The sequence below is a fragment of the Nonomuraea sp. NPDC004580 genome, assembly GCF_040609855.1.
In the GTDB taxonomy this organism is placed as follows: domain Bacteria; phylum Actinomycetota; class Actinomycetes; order Streptosporangiales; family Streptosporangiaceae; genus Nonomuraea; species Nonomuraea salmonea.
The window spans coordinates 1-20503 of the sequence record NZ_JBEXLH010000099.1; the positions used below are offsets into that span (position 1 = coordinate 1).

7 protein-coding genes are annotated in these 20503 nt (G+C 73.3%); 3 read left to right on the forward strand and 4 right to left on the reverse strand.

Annotated features, from left to right (window positions below; genetic code table 11):
- From ABZW11_RS44525 to ABZW11_RS44540, 4 genes are all read right to left on the reverse strand, one after another.
- Nucleotides 1–590, reverse strand: a 590-nt coding sequence (locus ABZW11_RS44525) for a carboxyl transferase domain-containing protein (RefSeq protein WP_355432028.1), incomplete at its 3' end; no start/stop codon positions are given.
- Between the two features lie 6 nt (nucleotides 591–596).
- Nucleotides 597–836, reverse strand: a complete 240-nt coding sequence (locus ABZW11_RS44530) for an acyl carrier protein (protein ID WP_355432031.1) — start codon at nucleotides 834–836, stop codon at nucleotides 597–599.
- Nucleotides 837–876: 40 nt separating this feature from the next.
- A complete protein-coding gene (locus tag ABZW11_RS44535; protein ID WP_355432043.1) occupies nucleotides 877–2766 on the reverse strand; it encodes an ABC transporter ATP-binding protein in 1890 nt (629 codons plus the stop codon).
- 57 nt (nucleotides 2767–2823) lie between these two features.
- Nucleotides 2824–3633, reverse strand: coding sequence for an alpha/beta hydrolase (locus tag ABZW11_RS44540; RefSeq protein WP_355432034.1), 810 nt, complete (start codon nucleotides 3631–3633; stop codon nucleotides 2824–2826).
- Between the two features lie 234 nt (nucleotides 3634–3867).
- Here ABZW11_RS44540 and ABZW11_RS44545 point away from each other — a divergent pair, with 234 nt between their 5' ends.
- From ABZW11_RS44545 to ABZW11_RS44555, 3 genes are all read left to right on the forward strand, one after another.
- Nucleotides 3868–5082 (forward strand): cytochrome P450, encoded by a 1215-nt coding sequence (locus tag ABZW11_RS44545; protein WP_355432037.1) that lies wholly within the window; start codon nucleotides 3868–3870, stop codon nucleotides 5080–5082.
- 96 nt (nucleotides 5083–5178) lie between these two features.
- Nucleotides 5179–5391, forward strand: a complete 213-nt coding sequence (locus ABZW11_RS44550; protein WP_345385085.1) for an MbtH family protein — start codon at nucleotides 5179–5181, stop codon at nucleotides 5389–5391.
- A 134-nt stretch (nucleotides 5392–5525) separates the two neighbouring features.
- A partial coding sequence (locus ABZW11_RS44555) for an amino acid adenylation domain-containing protein (RefSeq protein ID WP_355432040.1) occupies nucleotides 5526–20503 on the forward strand: 14978 nt, incomplete at its 3' end.

Sequence of the window (20503 nt, forward strand, 5' to 3'; positions counted from 1 at the left end):
GCGTCCGTCGCGGTGACCACGTGCGCGACGCCGCTGCGCCGCCCGTGCACGTCGGGGCCGCCGAGCCCGGCCATGTCGACGTCCTCGCCGGTCACCGAGCGCACCACGTCGGGGCCGGTGACGAAGATGCGGCCCTGGCCCGACAGGATGACGACGTCGGTCAGCGCCGGCCCGTACGCGGCGCCGCCCGCCGCGGGCCCGAACACCGCCGAGAGCTGCGGCACGACCCCCGAGGCCCGCGTCATCGCCGCGAACACCAGCCCGACCGCGTGCAGCGAGCCCACGCCCTCGGCCAGGCGGGCGCCGCCGGACTGCCACAGCCCCACGACGGGCACCCGGTCGTGCAGGGCGCGGTCGTAGGCGCGCACGATCCGCTCGCACCCCTCGGCGCCCATCGCGCCGCCCTGGATCCTGGGGTCGCTGGCGAAGGCCACGACCGGCGTGCCGTGGACGCGGCCCACGCCGGCCAGCACGCCGCTGCCGTCGGCGGGCCCCAGCAGGCACAGGCTGGAGTCGTCGAAGAACGACTCCAGCCTGGTACGCGGGTCGCGGGCGTCCGGCACGCGCACCCTGTCGAGATCGTCCAGCACCGTCCCCTACCCCCGGATGAAGGCGACGGCGTCCTTGACCGTACGCAGCTCCTTGAGGCGTTCGTCGGGGATCTCCACTCCGAACTCCTCCTGCGCCGCCAGCGCCACCTCCACCATGGACAGCGAGTCGATGTCCAGGTCGTCCACGAAGCTCCGCTCGGGCGCGACCTCCGCCGCGGGGACGCCGGTGACCTCCTCGATGATCCGCCCCAGCCCGTCGAGGATCTCTTGCTCGGTTGCCGTCATGACAGTGCGCTCCCATCGGTGTTCGGTGTGGACGAGCCGGTCAGGCCGGCTCGGGCCGGGGCACGGCGTTCACCGCCGGCCCGGCGAACTGCGTGCGGTAGAGGTGCGCGTAGAGCCCGCCGGCGGCCAGCAGCTCCTCGTGGCGGCCGCTCTCCCTGATCCGGCCCGCCTCGACGACCAGGATCTGGTCGGCCTCCCTGACCGTGGACAGCCGGTGCGCGATCACCAGCGAGGTCCGCCCGGTCAGCGCGCTCTTGAGCGCGCGCTGGATCGCGGCCTCCGACTCCGAGTCCAGATGCGCGGTGGCCTCGTCGAGCACGACGATCGGCGGCGACTTGAGCAGCAGCCTGGCCAGGGCGAGGCGCTGCTTCTCGCCGCCCGACAGCCGGTAGCCGCGGTCGCCGAGCACGGTGTCCAGGCCGTCGGGCAGGCTCGCCACGACCTCCCAGATCAGCGCCGCCTCGCACGCCTCGACCAGCTCCTTCTCCGTCGCGTCCGGGCGGGCGTAGAGCAGGTTCGCGCGGATGGTGTCGTGGAACATGTGCGCGTCCTGGGTGACGACGCCGACCGCCTCGCGCAGCGACGCCAAGGTCAGGTCCCGTACGTCGTGACCGCCGATGCGCACGGCCCCTTCCGTGACGTCGTACAGGCGGGGCACGAGCTGGGTGATCGTGGTCTTGCCCGCCCCGGACGGCCCGACCAGGGCCGTCAGCCCGCCCGCGGGGGCGGTGAAGCTCAGGCCGGACAGCACCAGGCTCTCCTCGCCGCCGTTCTGGCGCAGGGCCGGGGGCTCCAGCGAGGCCAGCGAGACCTCCGCGGCGCCCGGGTAGCGGAAGGAGACCCGGTCGAACACGATGTCCAGGGGGGCGCCCCCGCTCGCCGCCGGCAGCGGCCGTGCTCCCTTGCGGTCCGCGACCAGCGGTTCGAGGTCCAGCACCTCGAAGATGCGGTCGAAGCTGACCAGCGCCGTGAGCGCGTCCACCTGCAGGCTCGACAGCTGGTTGATCGGCCCGTACAGGCGGAACAGCAGCGCGACCATGGCGACGAGCGTGCCGATCTCCAGCGCGCCGCCGATGACCAGGCCGCCGCCGACGCCGTACACCAGGGCCGTGGTGAGCGCGGTGAGCGCGGTGACCACGATGTGGAACAGCTGGCCGTAGACGACGCTCAGCACGCCGACGTCCCTGACACGGCCCGCCTTCCTCGCGAACAGCGCCTCCTCCTCGGCGGGCCGCCCGTACAGCTTGGCCAGCAGCGCGCCCGCCACGTTGAAGCGCTCGTTCGTCAGCGAGCTCAGCTCCGCGTCGACGTTCATCTCCTCCCTGGCCAGCCGCTGCAGGCGGCGCCCGACGAGCTTGGCGGGCAGCAGGAAGAACGGAATCATCACCAGCGCGGCGAGCGTGATCTGCCACGACAGGTAGAGCATCGTGCCGATCACGATGACGAGCGTGATGACGCCGGAGGTCGCGCGGGTCAGCAGCGAGGTGACCGCCTGCCTGGCGCCCATCACGTCGGTGTTGACGCGGCTCACCAGCGCCCCGGTCTGGGTGCGGGTGAAGAACGCGACCGGCTGCCGCTGCACGCGGGCGAAGACCTCCGAGCGCAGGTCGTAGACCAGGCCCTCGCCGACCTGGCCGGACGAGCGGGCCTCGGCGTACAGCGAGAGCGACTCCAGCAGCGCCAGCCCGACGATCGCCAGGGACAGCGTCAGCACGACCCCTGGCCGGCCCGGCACGATGCCGTCATCGATGATCATTTTCAGCAGCAGCGGGGTCGCCGCGGTGATGGCCGCCGTCAGCATCGTGCTCGTCAGCAGCATCGCCAGCGGCCTGCGGTAGCGCCTGACGTACGGGACGATGCGCCGCACGGTCCCCGGCCTGACCCGCTGTCGGGTGATCGAGTCGTCGTCGAACGACACCTTGGCCATCATTTCCGGACCGCCCACAGTGGCCACGGCCGTGTCCCTCGCTTTCGGCAGGAGATCGGGTCAGTGCTTGTCGAGAAACTCGATGAGCGCGAGATTGACCTCCTCGGGGCGCTCCAGATAGCCCATGTGGCCGCAGTCGCGGATCTCCACGTAGTCGCAGTCCGGGATGCCGTCGGCCACCTCCGCGCACAGGTGCGGCGGGCAGATGAGGTCGTCGGTGAAGGCGATCACCCGGCAGGGCGCGGTGATCGAGCGGAGCCGGTCCCTGCGGTCGCCCACCGGGTCCACCCACGCCTGCCCGCCACCGACCGCGCCACCGACCGCGCCGCCGGCCAGCTCGAAGATCTCCAGCCACGAGGAGACCGCGGCGTCGTTCCTGAGCGTCGCGGGCGACAGCATCTCCATCACCGACCGGGTCGCAGCGTAGCCGGGCGGCACCGTGACGCCGCTGTCCAGCAGCGCGTGGTCGGCGGTGGCCAGCGCGCGCCTGAACACGTCCTCGCGCCCGCGCGTCGCGATCAGTGCCGCGCACCTGACCAGGTCGGGCCGGTCGATCGCCACCTCCTGGGCGATCATCGCGCCCAGGGACGTCCCGACGATCCGGCACGGGCCGAGCGCCAGCGCCTCGATCAGGCCCACGGTGTCGGCGACCATGTCGGCCAGCGCGTACTTGCCCGGCGGCACGTCGGACGGCGGGATGCCCCGGTTGTCGAAGACGATCGTCTCGTAGCCCGCCCGTTGCAGCGCCGGCGTCTGGTACGTCGTCCAGACGCGCCCGGCCGCCGACGACCCCATGACCATCAGTACGGGCTCTCCCTTGCCGGAGCGCTCGTAGGCGAGTCGGATTCCGTTGGCTTGAACAAAAGGCATGATCCGTCCGCGCTCTTCGTATTCACCACGCCGCATGACGGCGAAAGGCCCCGGTCGAACGCTCACTATGGCAGCGGGGGAGCGGCCCGGCAATGCGCGGGTCGGCGGCCGTTCAACTGCCGCCGCGCGCCGGTTGACCACTCCCGGCGGAAAACCTTGACCCCGGCGCCGCGCGTTCCGCTGAATTGAGCGTGCTTTCACGCGGCCATTTTTTGAATACGGTGAGGTAATCGAATGCCCGACGGTACGCCGCGGATCAATCTGGTGGACCCCGAACTCTACGCGACGGGCGATCCCTATGTGCAGTGGCGGTGGCTGCGCGCCAACGCGCCCGTTCATTGGCACGAGCCGACGGACCTTCCCGGTTTCTGGGCGCTGACCGCGTACGCGGACGTGCGCGCCGCCTATCGCGACGCCGAGACGTTCAGCTCGGCTCGTGGAATCCTGCTGCGGCCCGCCGACCACGGCGCCGACCCGGGCGGCGGGCGGACGCTCGCGCTGACCGATCCGCCGCGCCACCGCGACCTCAGGAGGCTGGTCGACGAATGGTTCGCGGTCCGCTCCGTGCGCAGCATGGAAGGCGAGATGCGCGAGGTCACCGAGCGGGTCATCGACCAGGCCGTCGAGCGGGGGCGCTGCGACTTCGTCGCCGACGTCGCCGCCCGCGTCCCGCTGTACGTGATCTGCAAGATGATGGGCGTGCCGGCCGGGGAGTGGGAGCGGCTCTTCACCCTCACCAGCCAGGCGTTCGGCGCCGGCGACCCGATGGCGCGGCGCTTCGCCCACCTCGAGATCATGGGCTACTTCGAGACGCTGGCGGCGGAGAAGGCCAAGGACCCCGGCGACGACCTGGTCAGCGTGCTCGCCACGGCCACCGTCGAAGGCGCCCCGCTCAGCCCGGACGACGTCATACTCAACTGCGACAACCTGCTGGTCGGCGGCACGGAGAACACGAGGATCGCCGCCTCGGGCGGGATGCTCGCCCTCATGCGCCACCCCGCCCAGTGGCGGCTGCTCCAGGACGACCCCGGCCTGCTGCCTGGCGCGGTCGAGGAGATCCTGCGCTGGACCTCCACCGCCACCCACATCATGCGCACCGCCACCAGGCCCGTGGAGATCCGCGGCCACCGCGTCGAAGCAGGCGACCGGGTGACGCTGTGGCTGCCGTCGGCCAACAGGGACGAGTCCGTCTTCGACGACCCCGATCGCTTCGACGTGCGCCGTCAGCCGAACAGGCACCTGGCGCTCGGCTTCGGCGAGCACTTCTGCCTCGGCAGCGTGCTCGCCCGGATGGAGCTGCGGCTGCTCTACGAGGAGATCCTCGGCCGCTCTCTGCGCGTGGAGCCCGACGGCGCGCCGACGATGCTCAGCTCCATCGTGGTGAACGGGCCCGAGCGGCTGCCGGTGACCTTCGCCTCCGGCGGGCCCGCTCCCGCGGTGTTCAACTGACGCGGAAACGCGGTTGAGCGGTCACGGCACTGTTGCGCGCCCGCCGAACGGCTCCCTTTACTACGAATGACGATCCAGCAGAGAAAGGACCGTGTGGTGACGAATCCGTTCGACGATCCGGACGCCGAATTCCTGGTTCTGGTGAACGACGAGGGCCAGCACTCGTTGTGGCCCGTTTTCATCGATGTGCCAGAGGGCTGGACCTCCGTTTTCGGTAAGGCGAGCCGCGAGGAGTGCCTGGCCTACATCGAGAAGTCCTGGACCGATATGCGGCCGAAGAGCCTGATCGCCGCCATGGAAGGAAAGTAGGCTCGCCCCGTTCGCGCGGCCGGCGTCCGGCCGCGCGACGCCGAGCAGGACGCCGCCGCCCGACGCGCACGGTCCGGGCGCTTTTTTGAATCCTCTTGTTTTGCGCTGCGAATCCGAATGGGGTGTTTCACGGCATGCCTGAGTTCCGGGAACTGATGGCGGGTCAGCTCGGCATCTGGTATGCCCAGCAACTCGCCCCCGAGAATCCGGTCTACAACATCGCCGAATACCTGGACCTGCGCGGCGAGCTGGACGCGGTCCTGCTCCTCGAGGCCGTACGCCGCATGCTCGACGAGATCGACGGCTTCCGCGTGCGCTTCCGCGAGATCGACGGCGTGCCGATGCAGTACGTCGACGACAGCCGCGACTACGCCGTCCAGCTCGTGGACGTCAGCGCCGAGCCCGACCCGGAAGCCGCCGCCCTGCACTGGATGCAGGCGGACGTGCGGCGCAACGGCGACCTGCGCGCGGGCTGGCTGTTCAGCTTCGCGGTGCTCGTCCTCGCACCCGATCGCCACTACCTGTACGACCGCAGCCACCACATCGTCATGGACGGCCACGGCGGCGCGCTGATCGCCGCCCGCACCGCCGAGATCTACACCGCCCTCCTGGAGGGCCGCCCGTCTGCGGGCGACGGCCCGGAGTCCGTCCACGCGCTCATCGACGCGGAACGCGCCTACCGCGACTCCGCCGACTACGCGCGCGACCGCAACTACTGGCTCAACGCGCTGGCCGACCTCCCCGAGACCACCGGGGCCGGTGGCTCCCCGCACTCCGGCCACGGCGTCAGGAACCTGCCGAACCCGCCGGAAGGCTGCTTCGCCGGAATCGACCAGGAGCAGGCCGCGGCGCTCAAGGCGACCGCCCGCCGCATGGGCACCAGCCTCGCCGGCCTCATGATCTCCGCCGCCGCCCTCTACCAGCACTGCCTGACCGGCGACCGCGACGTCGTCATCGGCGTGGCCGTGCTCGGGGCGGGCCCGCGCGAGCGCGCCATCCCCGGCATGAAGGCCAACCTCGCCCCCATCCGCGTCCAGATGGGCCCGCGGACCACCATCCAGGACGTCGTGCGGCAGACCACCCGCGCCGTCCGCGACGGCCTGCGCCACCAGCGCTACCGGTACGAGGAGATCCTGCGCGACCTGAAGCTCGTCAACCGCGAGGCCCTCTGCCCCGTCGAGGTGAACTTCGCCTCCTTCGACCACCCCGTCAGGTTCGGCGAGTGCACCGCCGAGTCGCACAACCTGTCCACCGGGCCCATCAACGGCACCCGGATCAGCGTCTACGCCGGCTCCGACGACATCGACATCAAGATCGACGCCAACCGGGACGCCGACGGCGTGGCTCCCGCCGCGGACATCTCCCGCCGCTTCCGCACCATCGTGCGCTGGCTGGCCACCGCCGAACCCGCCGACACCATCAGCCGGGCCGGCCTCCTGGACGAGGAGGAACGGCGGCAGGTCGTGGAGGAGTGGAGTGGCAGTGAGGCCGCTTCGGTGGAGGGGTCGGTGGTGGAGTGGTTCGGGGTGCGGGCTGGTGAGAGGCCGGATGCGGTGGCGGTGGTGGGTGAGGGTGAGGTGCTGTCGTTCGGTGGGGTGGAGTCGCGGGCGAATCGGCTGGCGCGTTTCTTGGTGGCGCAGGGTGTGGGGTGTGAGTCGGTGGTGGGGTTGTGTCTGCCGCGTGGGGTGGATGCGGTGGTGGCGATGCTGGCGGTGTGGAAGGCGGGGGGTGCGTTTTTGCCGGTTGATCCGGGTCAGCCTGCTGAGCGGATCGGGTTCATGCTGGCCGACAGTGGTGCGGTGCTGGTGCTGGGTTTGAGCGAGGTGCTGGATGAGCTGCCCGCCGGTCGGGTGCGGATGGTCGCCCTTGATGACGCGCTGGTGCAGGTGCAGCTGTCGATGCTGGAGGATTCTCCGCTTGGGGTGGGGGCGCTTGCGGACGCATTGGCCTATGTCATGTACACCTCCGGCTCGTCCGGTAAGCCGAAGGGCGTGGCGGTCACGCATGGCGGGCTGGCCACTTATGTGGGCTGGGCGGTGCGGGCGTATCAGACGGATGGCGGGGCGCCGGTGCATTCGTCGCTGGGTTTCGACCTGACGGTGACCAGCGTGTGGGTGCCGCTGGTGGCCGGGGCTCCGGTGCGGATGAGTGTCGAGGGCGGTGCTGAGGGTCTGGCCGCCCTGCTCGGCGAAAGCGCCTTCGGGCTGGTGAAGGTGGTGCCGGGTCACCTGGCGTTGCTCGGTGAGCTGGCCTCGGCGGAGGCGCTCGGCGGAGCCGCCAGGACCTGGGTCGTGGGTGGTGAGGTGCTGGGCGGCGCGGACGTCCGCCGGCTGCTGGAACGGGCGCCGAACGCGGTGGTGGTGAACGAGTACGGCCCGACGGAGACGGTGGTGGGCTGCTGCACCTTCGAGGTGCGGGCGGGCGACGAGGTCGAGGACCGGGTGCCGGTGGGTCGTCCGTCGCCGGGGACACGGCTGTTCGTGCTGGACGGCAGGTTGGAGCCGGTGCCGGCGGGCGTGGCGGGCGAGCTCTACATCGCCGGCGACCAGGTCGCCCGAGGCTACGTGGGCCGTCCTGGGCTGACGGCGGAGCGGTTCGTGGCGTGTCCGTTCGGTGGGCGGATGTACCGGACCGGGGACGTGGCCCGCTGGCGGGCCGATGGAGTGCTGGAGTTCCTGGGGCGGGCCGATGAGCAGGTGAAGATCCTCGGCTACCGCATCGAGCCCGGGGAGGTGGAGAGCGTCCTGGCCGCGCATCCGCTGGTGCAGCAGGCGGCGGTGATCGCGCGCGGGGACGATGCGGGCGAGGTGCGGCTCGTCGCCTACGTGGTGGGGGCCGATGTCGAGCCGGACCTGTTGCGGGCTTGGGCCGGGCAGCGGCTGCCGGAGTACATGGTGCCCTCGGCCGTCGTGGTGCTGCCCGCGCTGCCGCTGACCGCCAACGGCAAGCTGGACCGGCGGGCGTTGCCCGCTCCCGAGCACGTCGCGGTCACGGGTCGTGAGCCCGCCACCGAGCAGGAGGCGGTGCTGTGCGGGTTGTTCGCCGAGGTGCTGGGCGTGTCCGGCGTCGGGGTGGATGACGACTTCTTCGCCTTGGGCGGGCACTCGCTGCTGGCCGTGCGGCTGGTGAGCCGGCTGCGTGCCGTGCTGGGCGTGGAGGTGGAGATCCGGACGCTGTTCGAGGCGTCCACGGTGGCCGCGCTGGCGGAGCGGCTGGCGGAGGCGGGTGAGGCCCGGCCTGCGCTGACGGCGTGGGAGCGGCCTGAGCGGGTGCCGTTGTCGTTCGCGCAGCGCCGGTTGTGGTTCATCCAGCAGTTGGAGGGGCCGAGTGCGACGTACAACATTCCGACGTCGCTGCGTCTGAGCGGTGAGGTGGATCGCGACGCGCTGGGTGCGGCGCTGCGGGATGTGATCGGCCGGCATGAGGCGCTGCGCACGGTGTTCCCGACCGCGAACGGTGAGCCCTATCAGCGCGTTCTCGGCATGGACGAGCTGGAGTGGGAGCTGCGGGTCGTCGAGGTCGCGCCGGAGCAGGTTCACGATCAGGTGGCGCGGGCGTTCGCGCACACCTTCGACCTGGCGTCCGAAGTGCCGATCGCGGCATGGCTGTTCGTCACCGGCCCGGACGAGCAGGTGCTGACGGTCGTGACGCATCACATCGCCGCCGACGGCATGTCGATGAGGCCGCTCGCGAACGACCTGTCCCTCGCCTACGCCGCCAGGTGCCGGGGCCGGGCACCGCAGTGGCAGCCGCTGCCGGTCCAGTACGCCGACTACGCCCTGTGGCAGCGGGAGCTGCTGGGGGCCGAGGATGTGCTGTCGCGGCAGATCGGGTTCTGGCGGGAGGCGCTTGAGGGCGTCCCGGAGGAGCTGGCGTTGCCGGTGGACCGGCCGCGTCCGGCCGTTCCCGGGTACCGGGGGCATGGGGTGCCGGTCGAGGTGCCGGCCGAGGTGCACGCGCGGCTCGTCGAGGTGGCCAGGGCCGAGGGCGCGACCACGTTCATGGTGCTCCAGGCCGCGCTCGCGGTGCTGCTGGCCAAGCTCGGCGCGGGCACCGACATCCCGATCGGCACGCCCACCGCGGGCCGCACCGACGAGGCGCTGAGCGACCTGATCGGGTTCTTCGTCAACACGCTCGTGCTGCGCACCGACCTCTCCGGCGACCCCACCTTCCGCGAGGTGCTGGGCCGCGTCAGGGAGACGGGGCTCGACGCCCACTCCCATCAGGACGTGCCGTTCGAACGGCTGGTGGAGGAACTCGCGCCGGCCCGGTCGCTCGCCCGCCACCCGCTGTTCCAGGTCATGTTCACGATGCAGAACGACACCGGCGTGCCGCTGCACCTGGCCGGGGTGACGGCCAGGGAGATCTCCCCTGCCACGGCGCCCGCCAAGTTCGACCTCGACGTGGCGGCGGCCGAGGTGTTCGACGAGGCGGGCGAGCCGGCCGGGCTGCGCGGGTACGTCATCGCGGCGGCGGACCTGTTCGACCGCGACAGCGCCGAGCGGGTCGCGGAGCGCTGGGTGCGGCTGCTCGACACGCTCGTCAGGGACGTCTCCGCCCGCCTGTCCGAGGTGGACGTGCTGGCCGCCGACGAGTGGGACCAGGTGGTGTGGGCGTGGAACACGACCGACGCGCCCGTACCGGGCACCTCTCTGATCGGGCTGGTGGAGGCGCAGGCGGCGCGCACCCCCGACACGGTCGCGGTGGTGTACGAAGGCGCCGAGGTCACCTACGCGGAGCTGGACGAACGAGCCGGACGGCTCGCCGGGGCGCTGGCGGCCGAGGGCGTGGCCGCAGAGTCGGTGGTGGGCGTCGTCATGGAACGCGGCGTCGATCTCGTGGTGGCGCTGCTGGGCGTGCTGAAGGCGGGCGCGGCCTACCTGCCGGTCGAGGTGGAGCTCCCGCCTGAGCGGGTGGCCTCGATGCTGGCCGACGCGGGGGCGCGGGTGATGGTCTGCTCGGCCGACACCGCCGCGCTCGTGCCGGACGGCGTGACCGCGCTGCGGGCGGACGATCTGCCGCCGGGCGAGCCGGTGCGCGGCGACGTGCCGCAGGTGGACGACCTGCCGCCGGGGGAGCCGCTGGGCGGCGACGTGCGGCCCGGCCAGGCCGCGTACGTGATCTTCACCTCCGGGTCGACGGGACGGCCGAAGGGCGTCGTGGTGCCGCACGCCGGCGTGGTGAACCGGCTGGCCTGGATGCAGCGGCGGCTGCCGCTGGAGCCCGGCGACCGGGTGCTGCAGAAGACGCCGTACGGCTTCGACGTGTCGGTCTGGGAGTTCTTCTGGCCGCTGGTGACCGGCGCCACGCTGGTCGTGGCCAGGCCGGGCGGGCACCGCGACCCGGCGTACCTGGCGGAGCTGATCCGGGACGCCAGGGTGAGCGTCGCGCACTTCGTGCCGTCGATGCTGGAGGTGTTCCTGCGGCAGCCTTCGGCGTCGGCCTGCGACGGGCTGCGCTGGGTGGTGTGCTCCGGCGAGGCCCTGCCGCAGCCGTTGCAGGAGCGCTTCTTCGACGTGCTGGGCGAGGCCGAGCTGCACAACCTGTACGGCCCCACCGAGGCGTCGGTGGACGTCACCGCCTGGCGATGCCGCAGTGACGCGCCGGTCGCGATCGGCGCCCCGGTCGCCAACACCCGCGCCTACGTGCTGGACGCCTCCCTGCGGCCGGTCCTGGTGGGCGTGGCGGGCGAGCTGTACCTGGCCGGGGTGCAGCTGGCCCGCGGCTACGCGGGACAGCCGGGCCTGACCGCCGAACGGTTCACCGCCTGCCCTTACGGCGAGCCGGGCGAGCGCATGTACCGCACCGGCGACCGGGCCCGCTGGCGGCCTGACGGGCAGCTGGAGTTCCTGGGTCGGGCCGACGACCAGGTGAAGATCCGCGGGATGCGCGTCGAGCCTGGCGAGGTGCAGGCCGTGCTCGCGGCGCACCCGCAGGTGGCGCAGGCCGCGGTGGTCGCCCGCCAGGAGCATGGCGGGGCGCGGCTGGTCGCGTACGTGGTCGGCGCCGAGGCCGAGCCGGACGAGGTGCGGAGCTGGGCCGGGCGGCGGCTGCCCGACTACATGGTGCCGTCGGCGGTGGTCGTCCTGGACGCGCTGCCGGTCACGGTCAACGGCAAGCTGGACCGCGGGGCGCTGCCGGCCCCCCAGTACGCCGCCGGCTCGGGCCGCGGCCCGTCCGGTCCGCGCGAGGAGCTGCTGTGCGCCGGGTTCGCGCACGTCCTCGGCCTCGACCGGGTGGGCGTCGACGAGGACTTCTTCGCGCTCGGCGGCCACTCGCTGCTGGTCGTCTCGCTGGTGGAGTGGCTGCGCGAGCACGGCCTGCGCGTCCCCGTACGCGCGCTGTTCCAGACGCCGACCGTGGCAGGGCTGGCCATGGCGGCGGGCGCCGAGCAGGCGCAGGCGCCGCCCGCCGCCGTCCCCGAGGGCGCCACCAGGATCACCCCCGAGATGCTGCCCCTGGTCGAGCTGTCGCAGGCGGAGATCGACCGGATCGTGGCCGGGGTGCCGGGCGGCGCCGCCAACGTCGCCGACGTCTACCCGCTCGCGCCCCTGCAGGAGGGCATCCTCTTCCACCACCTGCTCGCCGGGACCGGCGCGGACGCTTACGTGCTGGTGACCGTGCTGGAGTTCGACGGCAGGGCCAGGCTGGACGCCTTCACCGAGGCGCTCCAGCACGTCATCGACCGGCACGACATCCTGCGCACCTCGGTGGCGTGGGAGGGCCTGGACGAGCCGGTCCAGGTGGTCCGGCGGCACGCCGGCCTCCGCGTCCACACCGTCGAACTCGGCGCGGGCGACCCCGTCGAGCGGCTCATCGAGGCCGCCGGCCTGTCCATGGACCTCGGGCGGGCCCCGCTCATCGACGTGCACGCCGCCCAGGACGGGCAGCGGTGGCTCGGCCTCATCCGCGTGCACCACCTCGCCCAGGACCACGCCGGGCAGGAACTCGTGCTCGACGAGGTGCGCGCCTTCCTCGCCGGACACGGGGACGGGCTGGCCGCGCCGCCGCCGTTCCGCGGCTTCGTCGCGCACGCGCGCGGCGCCGGCAGCGAGGCGGAGCACGAGCGGTTCTTCGCCGAGCTGCTGGGCGACGTGGACGAGCCGACCGCGCCGTACGGGGTGCTCGACGTGCGCGGCCACCACACCGCCACGCAACGGGCCACCCTCGGCCTCGCCCCCGACGTCACCGCCCGGCTGCGCCGGGTGGCGCGGGCGCTCGGCACCAGCCCGGCGACCGTCCTGCACCTGGCCTGGGCACGCGTGCTCGCGGCCGTGGCCGGGCGGGACGACGTGGTGTTCGGCACGGTGCTGTTCGGCCGCATGAACGCGGGCGCCGGCGCCGACCGGGTGCCAGGACCGTTCATCAACACCCTCCCCGTACGCGCCCAGGTGGACGGCACCGGCGTCGTGGCGGCCGTCACCGCGATGCGCGACCGGCTGGCCGGGCTGCTGGAGCACGAGCACGCCCCCCTGGCCCTCGCGCAGCGGGCCGGCGGCGTGGCGGGCGACACGCCGCTGTTCACCTCGCTGCTCAACTACCGGCACAACGCCGCCGGCGACCGCACCGGCGTGGCCGAGGGCATCCGCGTGGTCGCGCTGCGGGAGTGGGACAACTACCCGCTGTCGGTGTCGGTCGACGACGACGGCGACGCGCTGGACCTGCTCGTGGAGGGCGTGCCGCCGATCGACCCGCACGCGGTGGCCCGCATGCTGCGCACGACGGTCGGGAACCTGGCCGGTGCGCTGGCCGAGGCGGTGGACGGCGGGGCGGAGCAGCCGCTGTCGGCCGTCAGGGTGCTGGGCGACGACGAGCGGGACCGGCTGCTCACCGGCTGGAACGACACGGCGGCGGCGGTCCCCGACGGGACGGTGGCGCGGTGGTTCGAGGCGCAGGCGGCGCGGACTCCGGACGCGGTGGCGGTGGTGGCGGGCGGCGTCGAGGTCACGTACGGGGAGCTGGACGCGCGGGCGGACCGGCTGGCCCGGCTGCTGCTCGCTCGGCAGGTGGGACCGGAGTCGGTGGTCGGCCTGGTGCTGGAGCGCGGGGTCGAGCTGGTCACGTCGCTGCTGGCGGTGCTGAAGGCGGGCGGCGCCTACCTGCCGATCGATCCGCGTCACCCGGCGGAGCGCATCGCGTACATGCTGGACGACGCCGCCGCGACGGTCGTGATCACCGCCTCCGGCGTGACCGGCGTGCCGGGACGGACCCTGGTCCTCGACGATCCCGCCGTCCTGGCCGAGCTGGCCGCGCTGCCCGGCGGCCCGCCGCCGGCGGCGCCGCCCCTGCCCGCGCACCCGGCGTACGTCATCCACACCTCCGGCTCCACGGGACGGCCGAAGGGCGTGATCGTGACCCACGGCGGCTTCGCCAACACGGTCGCCGCGACGGCGGAACGGTTCGGGGCGCGGCGGGGGTCGCGGGTGGCGCAGTTCGCGTCGGTGAGCTTCGATCAGTTCTGCCTGGAATGGTCGGTGCCGCTGGTGTCGGGCGCGACCCTGGTCGTGGTGCCGCAGGACCGCCGGGCCGGCGCCGACCTGTCGGCGTTCCTCGCCGAGGAGCGGGTGACGCACGTGTGGCTGCCGCCGGTGGTGCTGGCCGGCCTGGACGAGGGGTCGATCGCGCCAGGCGTGGTCGTGGACGTCGGCGGCGAGGCGTGCTCGCCCGAGCTGGTACGGACCTGGTCGGCGGACCGGGTGATGTTCAACTCCTACGGCCCGACGGAGACCGCGGTGGACGCGGCGGTGTGGCGCTGCCGTCCCGTGACCGGCGAGGTGCCCATCGGGTCGCCCATCGCCAACACCCGCGTGTTCGTGCTGGACCGCGGTCTCGAGCCGGTGCCGGTCGGCGTGGCGGGCGAGCTGTACGTGGCGGGCGCCGGCGTCGCCAGGGGCTACGCCGGCCTGGCCGGGCTGACCGCGGAACGCTTCGTCGCCTGCCCGCACGGCGGCGCGGGGGAGCGCATGTACCGCACCGGAGACCTGGTGCGCTGGAACGGCGAAGGGGAGCTGGAGTTCCTCGGCCGCGCCGACGACCAGATCAAGATCCGCGGCTTCCGCATCGAGCCGGGCGAGGTGCGCAGCGTGCTCGCCGCCCATCCAGGCGTGGCGCAGGCGGCGGTGATCGCCCGCGAGGACGTGGCCGGTGACCGGCGGCTGGTGGCGTACGTGGTCCCCGCCGCCGAAGAGGACGGCGCTGGAGAGGACGGCGCTGGAGAGGGCAGGGCCGGAGACGTCGGGGTCGAGCTGGGCGAGCGGCTGCGGCGGCACGCCGCGGAACGGCTGCCGCACTACATGGTCCCCGCGGCCGTCGTCACGCTCGACGCCCTGCCGCTGACGATCAACGGCAAGCTCGACCGCAAGGCGCTGCCCGCCCCCGTCTACGCCGCCGGCGCCGGCCGCCGTCCCGCGTCGCTGCGCGAGGAGCTGCTGTGCGGGGTGTTCGCCGAGGTGCTGGGCCTGGCCGAGGTCGGCGTGCACGACGACTTCTTCGCGCTGGGCGGCCACTCGCTGCTCGCGGTGCGCCTCGTCAGCCGCGTACGCCACCTGCTGGACGTGGACCTCGGCATCAGGACGCTCTTCGAGCACCCGACCGTGGCCGCCCTGGCCACCCGGCTCGACGAGGCGGACACCGCCCGGCCGCCGCTGACCGCCCAGGAGCGCCCTGAACGGCTGCCGCTGTCGTTCGCGCAGCGCCGCCTGTGGTTCATCCAGCAGCTGGAGGGCCTGAGCGACACCTACAACATCCCCGTCGCGCTCAAGCTGACCGGCGACGTCGACCACCCCGCGCTGGAGGCGGCGCTCCTCGACGTCATCGCCCGGCACGAGGTGCTGCGCACGGTGTTCGCGGTCGAGGACGGCGAGCCGTGCCAGCGGGTGCTGAGCCCGGCCGGGCTGGACTGGGACCTTCCGCTCGTCCAGGTGCCGGCCGCTGAGTTGGACCAAGCGGTTCGGAAGGCGTACCGGCACACGTTCGACCTGGCCGTGGAGCCGCCGATCAAGGCGTGGCTGCTCGCGACGGACCAGGGCGAGCGGGTGCTGGTCATGGTGCTGCACCACATCGCCGGCGACGCCTGGTCCGAGACGCCGCTGGCCCGCGACCTCTCGGCCGCCTACGCCGCCCGCCGCCAGGGCCGGGCGCCGGACTGGGAGCCGCTGCCCGTCCAGTACGCCGACTACGCCCAGTGGCAACGGCGGCTGCTCGGCGACGAGCACGACCCCGGCAGCCTGCTCGCCCGGCAGATCGCCTACTGGCGGGAGACGCTCGCCGGCCTGCCCGAGGAGCTGCCGCTGCCGTTCGACCGGCCGCGTCCCGCCGTCGCCGGCCACCGGGGGCACGTCACCGCGTACCGGGTGCCCGCCGAGGTGCACGCGCGGCTGGCGGAGCTCGCGCGGGACGCGGGCGTGACCACGTTCATGGTGTTGCAGGCCGCGCTCGCCGTGCTGCTGAACCGGCTGGGCGCCGGGCGCGACATCCCCATCGGCGTCGCGGTCGCCGGCCGCATGGACGAGGCGCTGGACGACCTCGTCGGCTTCTTCGTCAACACGCTCGTGCTGCGTACGGACCTGTCGGGCGACCCCGCGTTCCGCGAGGTGCTCGACCGGGTGCGCGAGACGAGCCTGGGCGCCTACGCCCACCAGGACGTGCCGTTCGAGCGGCTGGTGGAGGAGCTGGCGCCGGCCCGCTCCCTGTCGCGGCACCCGCTCTTCCAGGTGATGCTCACCCTGCAGAACGCCGAGGACGCCCGGCTCGACCTGCCCGGCGTGCGGGCCGGGGCGCTGCTCGCGGACACGGTGCTGGAGACGTCGGTCCCGCCGGTGGCCAAGTTCGACCTCCAGGTCTATGTACGAGAAGAACGCGACGAGCGCGGCGCGCCCGCCGGCCTGCGGGGCGTGGTGATCGCGGCGGCCGACCTGTTCGACGCCGGCACGGCCGAGCGGCTCGCCGACCGGTGGACGCGCGCACTCACCCACCTGGCCGGCGACCCCGAGCTGCCCACGTCCGCCGTGGACGTCCTCGCCACCGAGGAGCGCCGCCAGGTGCTGACCGGCTGGAACGACACGGCCGTGCCGCGCGGGGACGCGACGCTGCCCGCGCTCGTCGAGGCGCAGGTCGCCCGCACGCCCGGCGCGGTCGCCGTGGTGTGCGAGGACGGCGAGGACGGCGAGGTCACCTACGCCGAGCTGGACGCCCGGGCGAACCGGCTCGCGCGGCTGCTCATCGACACCGGGGTGGGGCCCGACACGGTCGTCGGGGTCGCCATGGACCGTGGGATCGACCTGATCGTGGCGCTGATGGGCGTGCTGAAGGCGGGCGGGGCGTACCTGCCTCTGGATCCCGGGCATCCCGCCGAGCGGCTCGCGTTCATGGCCGGGGACGCCGGCGCGCACGTCGTTCTCACCTCAGGCGGCCCGGCGCCCGCCGGCGCGCCCTGCCTGGCCCTGGACGACCCCGTCCTGCGGGCGAGGCTCGCTGAGCTGCCCGGCGAGCCGCTCCGGCGCGGCGAACGACGCGAGCCGCTGCCCGCGCACGCGGCCTACGTCATGTACACCTCCGGCTCGACCGGCGTCCCCAAGGGCGTGGTGATCGCGCACGAGGCGGCGGTGAACCGGCTGGCCTGGATGCAGGAGCGGCTGCGGCTCACCGGCGACGACCGGGTGCTGCAGAAGACGCCGACCGGGTTCGACGTGTCGCTGTGGGAGGTGTTCTGGCCGCTGATGGTGGGCGCCGCCCTGGTCGTCGCCCGTCCCGGCGGGCACCGCGACCCCGCCTACCTCGCCGGGCTGATGCGGCGGGCCGGGGTGAGCGTCGCGCACTTCGTCCCGTCCCTGCTGGAGGTGTTCCTGCGGGAACCGGAGCTCACGCGCGGCACCCGGCTGCGCACGGTCATGTGCGGCGGCGAGACGCTGCCCGCGGCCCTGCAGGACCGCTTCTTCCAGGCGCTCGACGGCGTCGAGCTGCACAACATGTACGGCCCGACCGAGGCGACCGTGGACGTCACCGCCTGGCGCTGCGCCCCCGGCCGTCCCGTGCGCATCGGCTCGCCCGTGGCCAACACGCAGGTGTACGTGCTGGACGAGTTCCTGCGGCCCGCGCCGGTGGGCGTCACCGGCGAGCTGTACCTGGCGGGCGTGCAGCTCGCCCGCGGCTACGCCGGCCGTCCCGGGCTGACCGCCGAGCGGTTCGTGGCCTGCCCCTTCGGCGGGCGCATGTACCGGACCGGCGACCTGGCCCGGTGGACCGCCGACGGGCAGATCATGTTCCTCGGCCGCACCGACGACCAGGTGAAGATCCGCGGCGTCCGCATCGAGCCCGGCGAGATCGAAGCCGTCATCGCCGCCCACCCCGAGGTCGCCCACGCCACAGTGGTCGCCCGCGAGGACACCCCCGGCGACAAGCGGCTGGTCGCCTACGTCGTCCCGGCCGGCGGTGAGGCCGGCGGTGAGCCCGGCGGTGAGGCCGCCGAGCTGCCGGAGCGGGTGCGGCGGGAGGCGGCGCGGCGGTTGCCGGAGTACATGGTGCCGTCGGCGGTGGTCGTGCTGGACGCGCTGCCGGTGACCGTCAACGGCAAGCTCGACCGCGACGCCCTGCCTGCCCCCGAGCGGTCCGGCGGCGCCGGGCGCGGCCCCGCCGACGCCCGCGAAGAGCTGCTGTGCGAGGGCTTCGCGCACGTGCTCGGGCTGGAGCGGGTCGGCATGGACGACGACTTCTTCGCGCTGGGCGGTCACTCGCTGCTGGTGGTGTCGCTGGTCGAGTGGCTGCGGGCGCGCGGCGTGACGGTGTCGGTGCGGGCGTTCTTCCAGGCGCCGACCGTGGCCGGGCTGGCGGCGGTGACGGGCGCCGAGCCGATGGCCGTACCCGCCGGCGCCGTCCCCCAAGGCGCGGGCGAGATCACGCCGGAGATGCTGCCGCTGGTGGAGCTGTCCCAGGCGGACATCGACCGGATCACGGCGGGAGTGCCGGGCGGGGCGGCGAACGTCGCGGACGTCTATCCCCTCGCGCCGCTGCAGGAAGGGCTGCTCTTCCACCACCTGCTGGTGGGCGACGGTCAGGACGTCTACACCCGCCCGGTGGTGCTGGAGTTCGCGTCGCGGGCGCGGCTGGACGAGGTGGTGGGGGCGTTGCAGCGGGTGATCGACCGCCATGACGTCTTCCGTACGGCGCTGGTGTGGGAGGGGGTGCGGGAGCCGGTCCAGGTGGTGTGGCGGCGGGCCGCGCTGCCCGTGGAGACCGTGGAGCTGGACGCTGCCGGCGGTGACCTGGTCGAGCAGCTGATCGCCGCCGCCGACCCGTCCATGGACCTCGGCCGGGCGCCCCTGCTGGACGTCCGCACCGCACGCGTCCCCGGCTCCGAGCGGTGGCTGGCCATGGTGCGCATGCACCATCTCGTCCAGGACCACCTGGGCCTGGAGATCCTGCTGGACGAGGTGGGGGCGTTCCTGGCGGGACGTGGCGATGAGCTGGGCGAGCCGGTGCCGTTCCGCACCTTCGTCGCGCAGGCCCGGGGCGGGGTGAGCGACGAAGAGCACGAGCGGTACTTCGCCGGGTTGCTCGGCGACGTCGAGGAACCGACCGCGCCCTTCGGACTGCGCGACGCCCAGACCGGCGGCCGGGCCGAGCGGGCCACGTCCGACCTCGACCCGGCGTTGGAGAGCCGCCTGCGCGAGGTGTCCCGGCGGTTCGGGGTGAGCCCGGCGACCGTGATGCACGTGGTGTGGGCCCGGGTGCTGGGGGCGGTGTCGGGGCGGGACGACGTGGTGTTCGGGACTGTGCTGTTCGGCCGCATGAACGCCGGCCCTGGCGCCGACCGCGCCCCCGGCCCCTTCATGAACCTGCTGCCGGTGCGCGTACGGCTCGGCCACGCCGACGTGGCGGCGGCCGTGGCCGGGATGCGCGGCCAACTGGCGGACCTGCTCGTGCACGAGCACGCGCCGCTGGCCCTCGCCCAGCGCGCCAGCGGCGTCCCCGCCGACCTGCCGCTGTTCACCTCGATCTTCAACTACCGGCACAACACGGACGGCGGCGCCGAACTCCACACCCGGCTGCCGGGAGTCAGGGTCGTCTTCACCGAGGAACCGACCAACTACCCCCTCTCGGTCATCGTCGAGGACAACGGCGACGGGATGTCGGTGGTGGTGGACGCGGTCGCCGGGGTGGATGCCGGGGCCGTGGCCGGGTTGGTCCGCACGGTCGTGGAAAACGTGGTCGGGGCCTTGGAGTCGGCTCCGGACACCTCCTTGGCAGGGGTCGGGGTGCTGGACGCGGCGGATCTCGAGCGGCTGGCCTCCTGGGGCGCCGGTCCCGCGGGTTCGTTGGCTGGGACGGTGGTGGAGCTGTTCGAGGCGCAGGTGGATCGGGATCCGGCTGCGGTGGCGGTCGTGGGCGAGGGCGTGGAGGTGTCGTTCGCCGAGGTGGAGGCCCGCGCGAATCGGCTGGCTCGTGTGCTGCTGAGCCGGGGAGCCGGGCCGGAGTCGGTGGTGGCGGTGGCGCTGGAACGCGGCGTGGATCTGATCGTGGCGCTGCTGGGGGTGCTGAAGGCGGGCGCGGCCTACCTGCCGGTGGACGTCACCTACCCGGAAGCGCGGATCGAGTCCATGCTCACCCAGGCCGGGGTGCGGGTCGCGGTCGCGTCTCGGGGAACGATGGACTGCCTGCCCGACGACATCGACGTGGTGCTTTCTCACGACGCCGGGCTCGCGGGGGTGGCGGGCGGCCGGTTGTCAGCGGACGAGCGGGGCGTGCTGCGGCTGGAGCAGGCGGCGTATGTGATGTTCACGTCCGGTTCGACCGGGGCGCCGAAGGGTGTGGTGGTCTCTAACGCCGGGGTCGGTGCGTTGGTCGAGGGGCAGCAACGCTGGCTGGGCATCGGTGAAGGCTCGCGGGTGGCGCAGTTTGCGTCGCCGGGTTTCGACACCTTCGGCTGGGAGTGGCTGGGGCTGCTGTCGGGGGCTTCGCTGGCGATCGTGCCGGAGGAGGCTCGGCTGGGTGAGGCGCTCTTGCAGAGGCTCACCGCTTTCCGGGTGTCGCATGTGACGTTGCCGCCGGCGGTGCTGGCGGGGCTGGATCCGGCGGGGCTGGATGCGAGCGTGACGGTGACGGCGGCGGGTGAGGC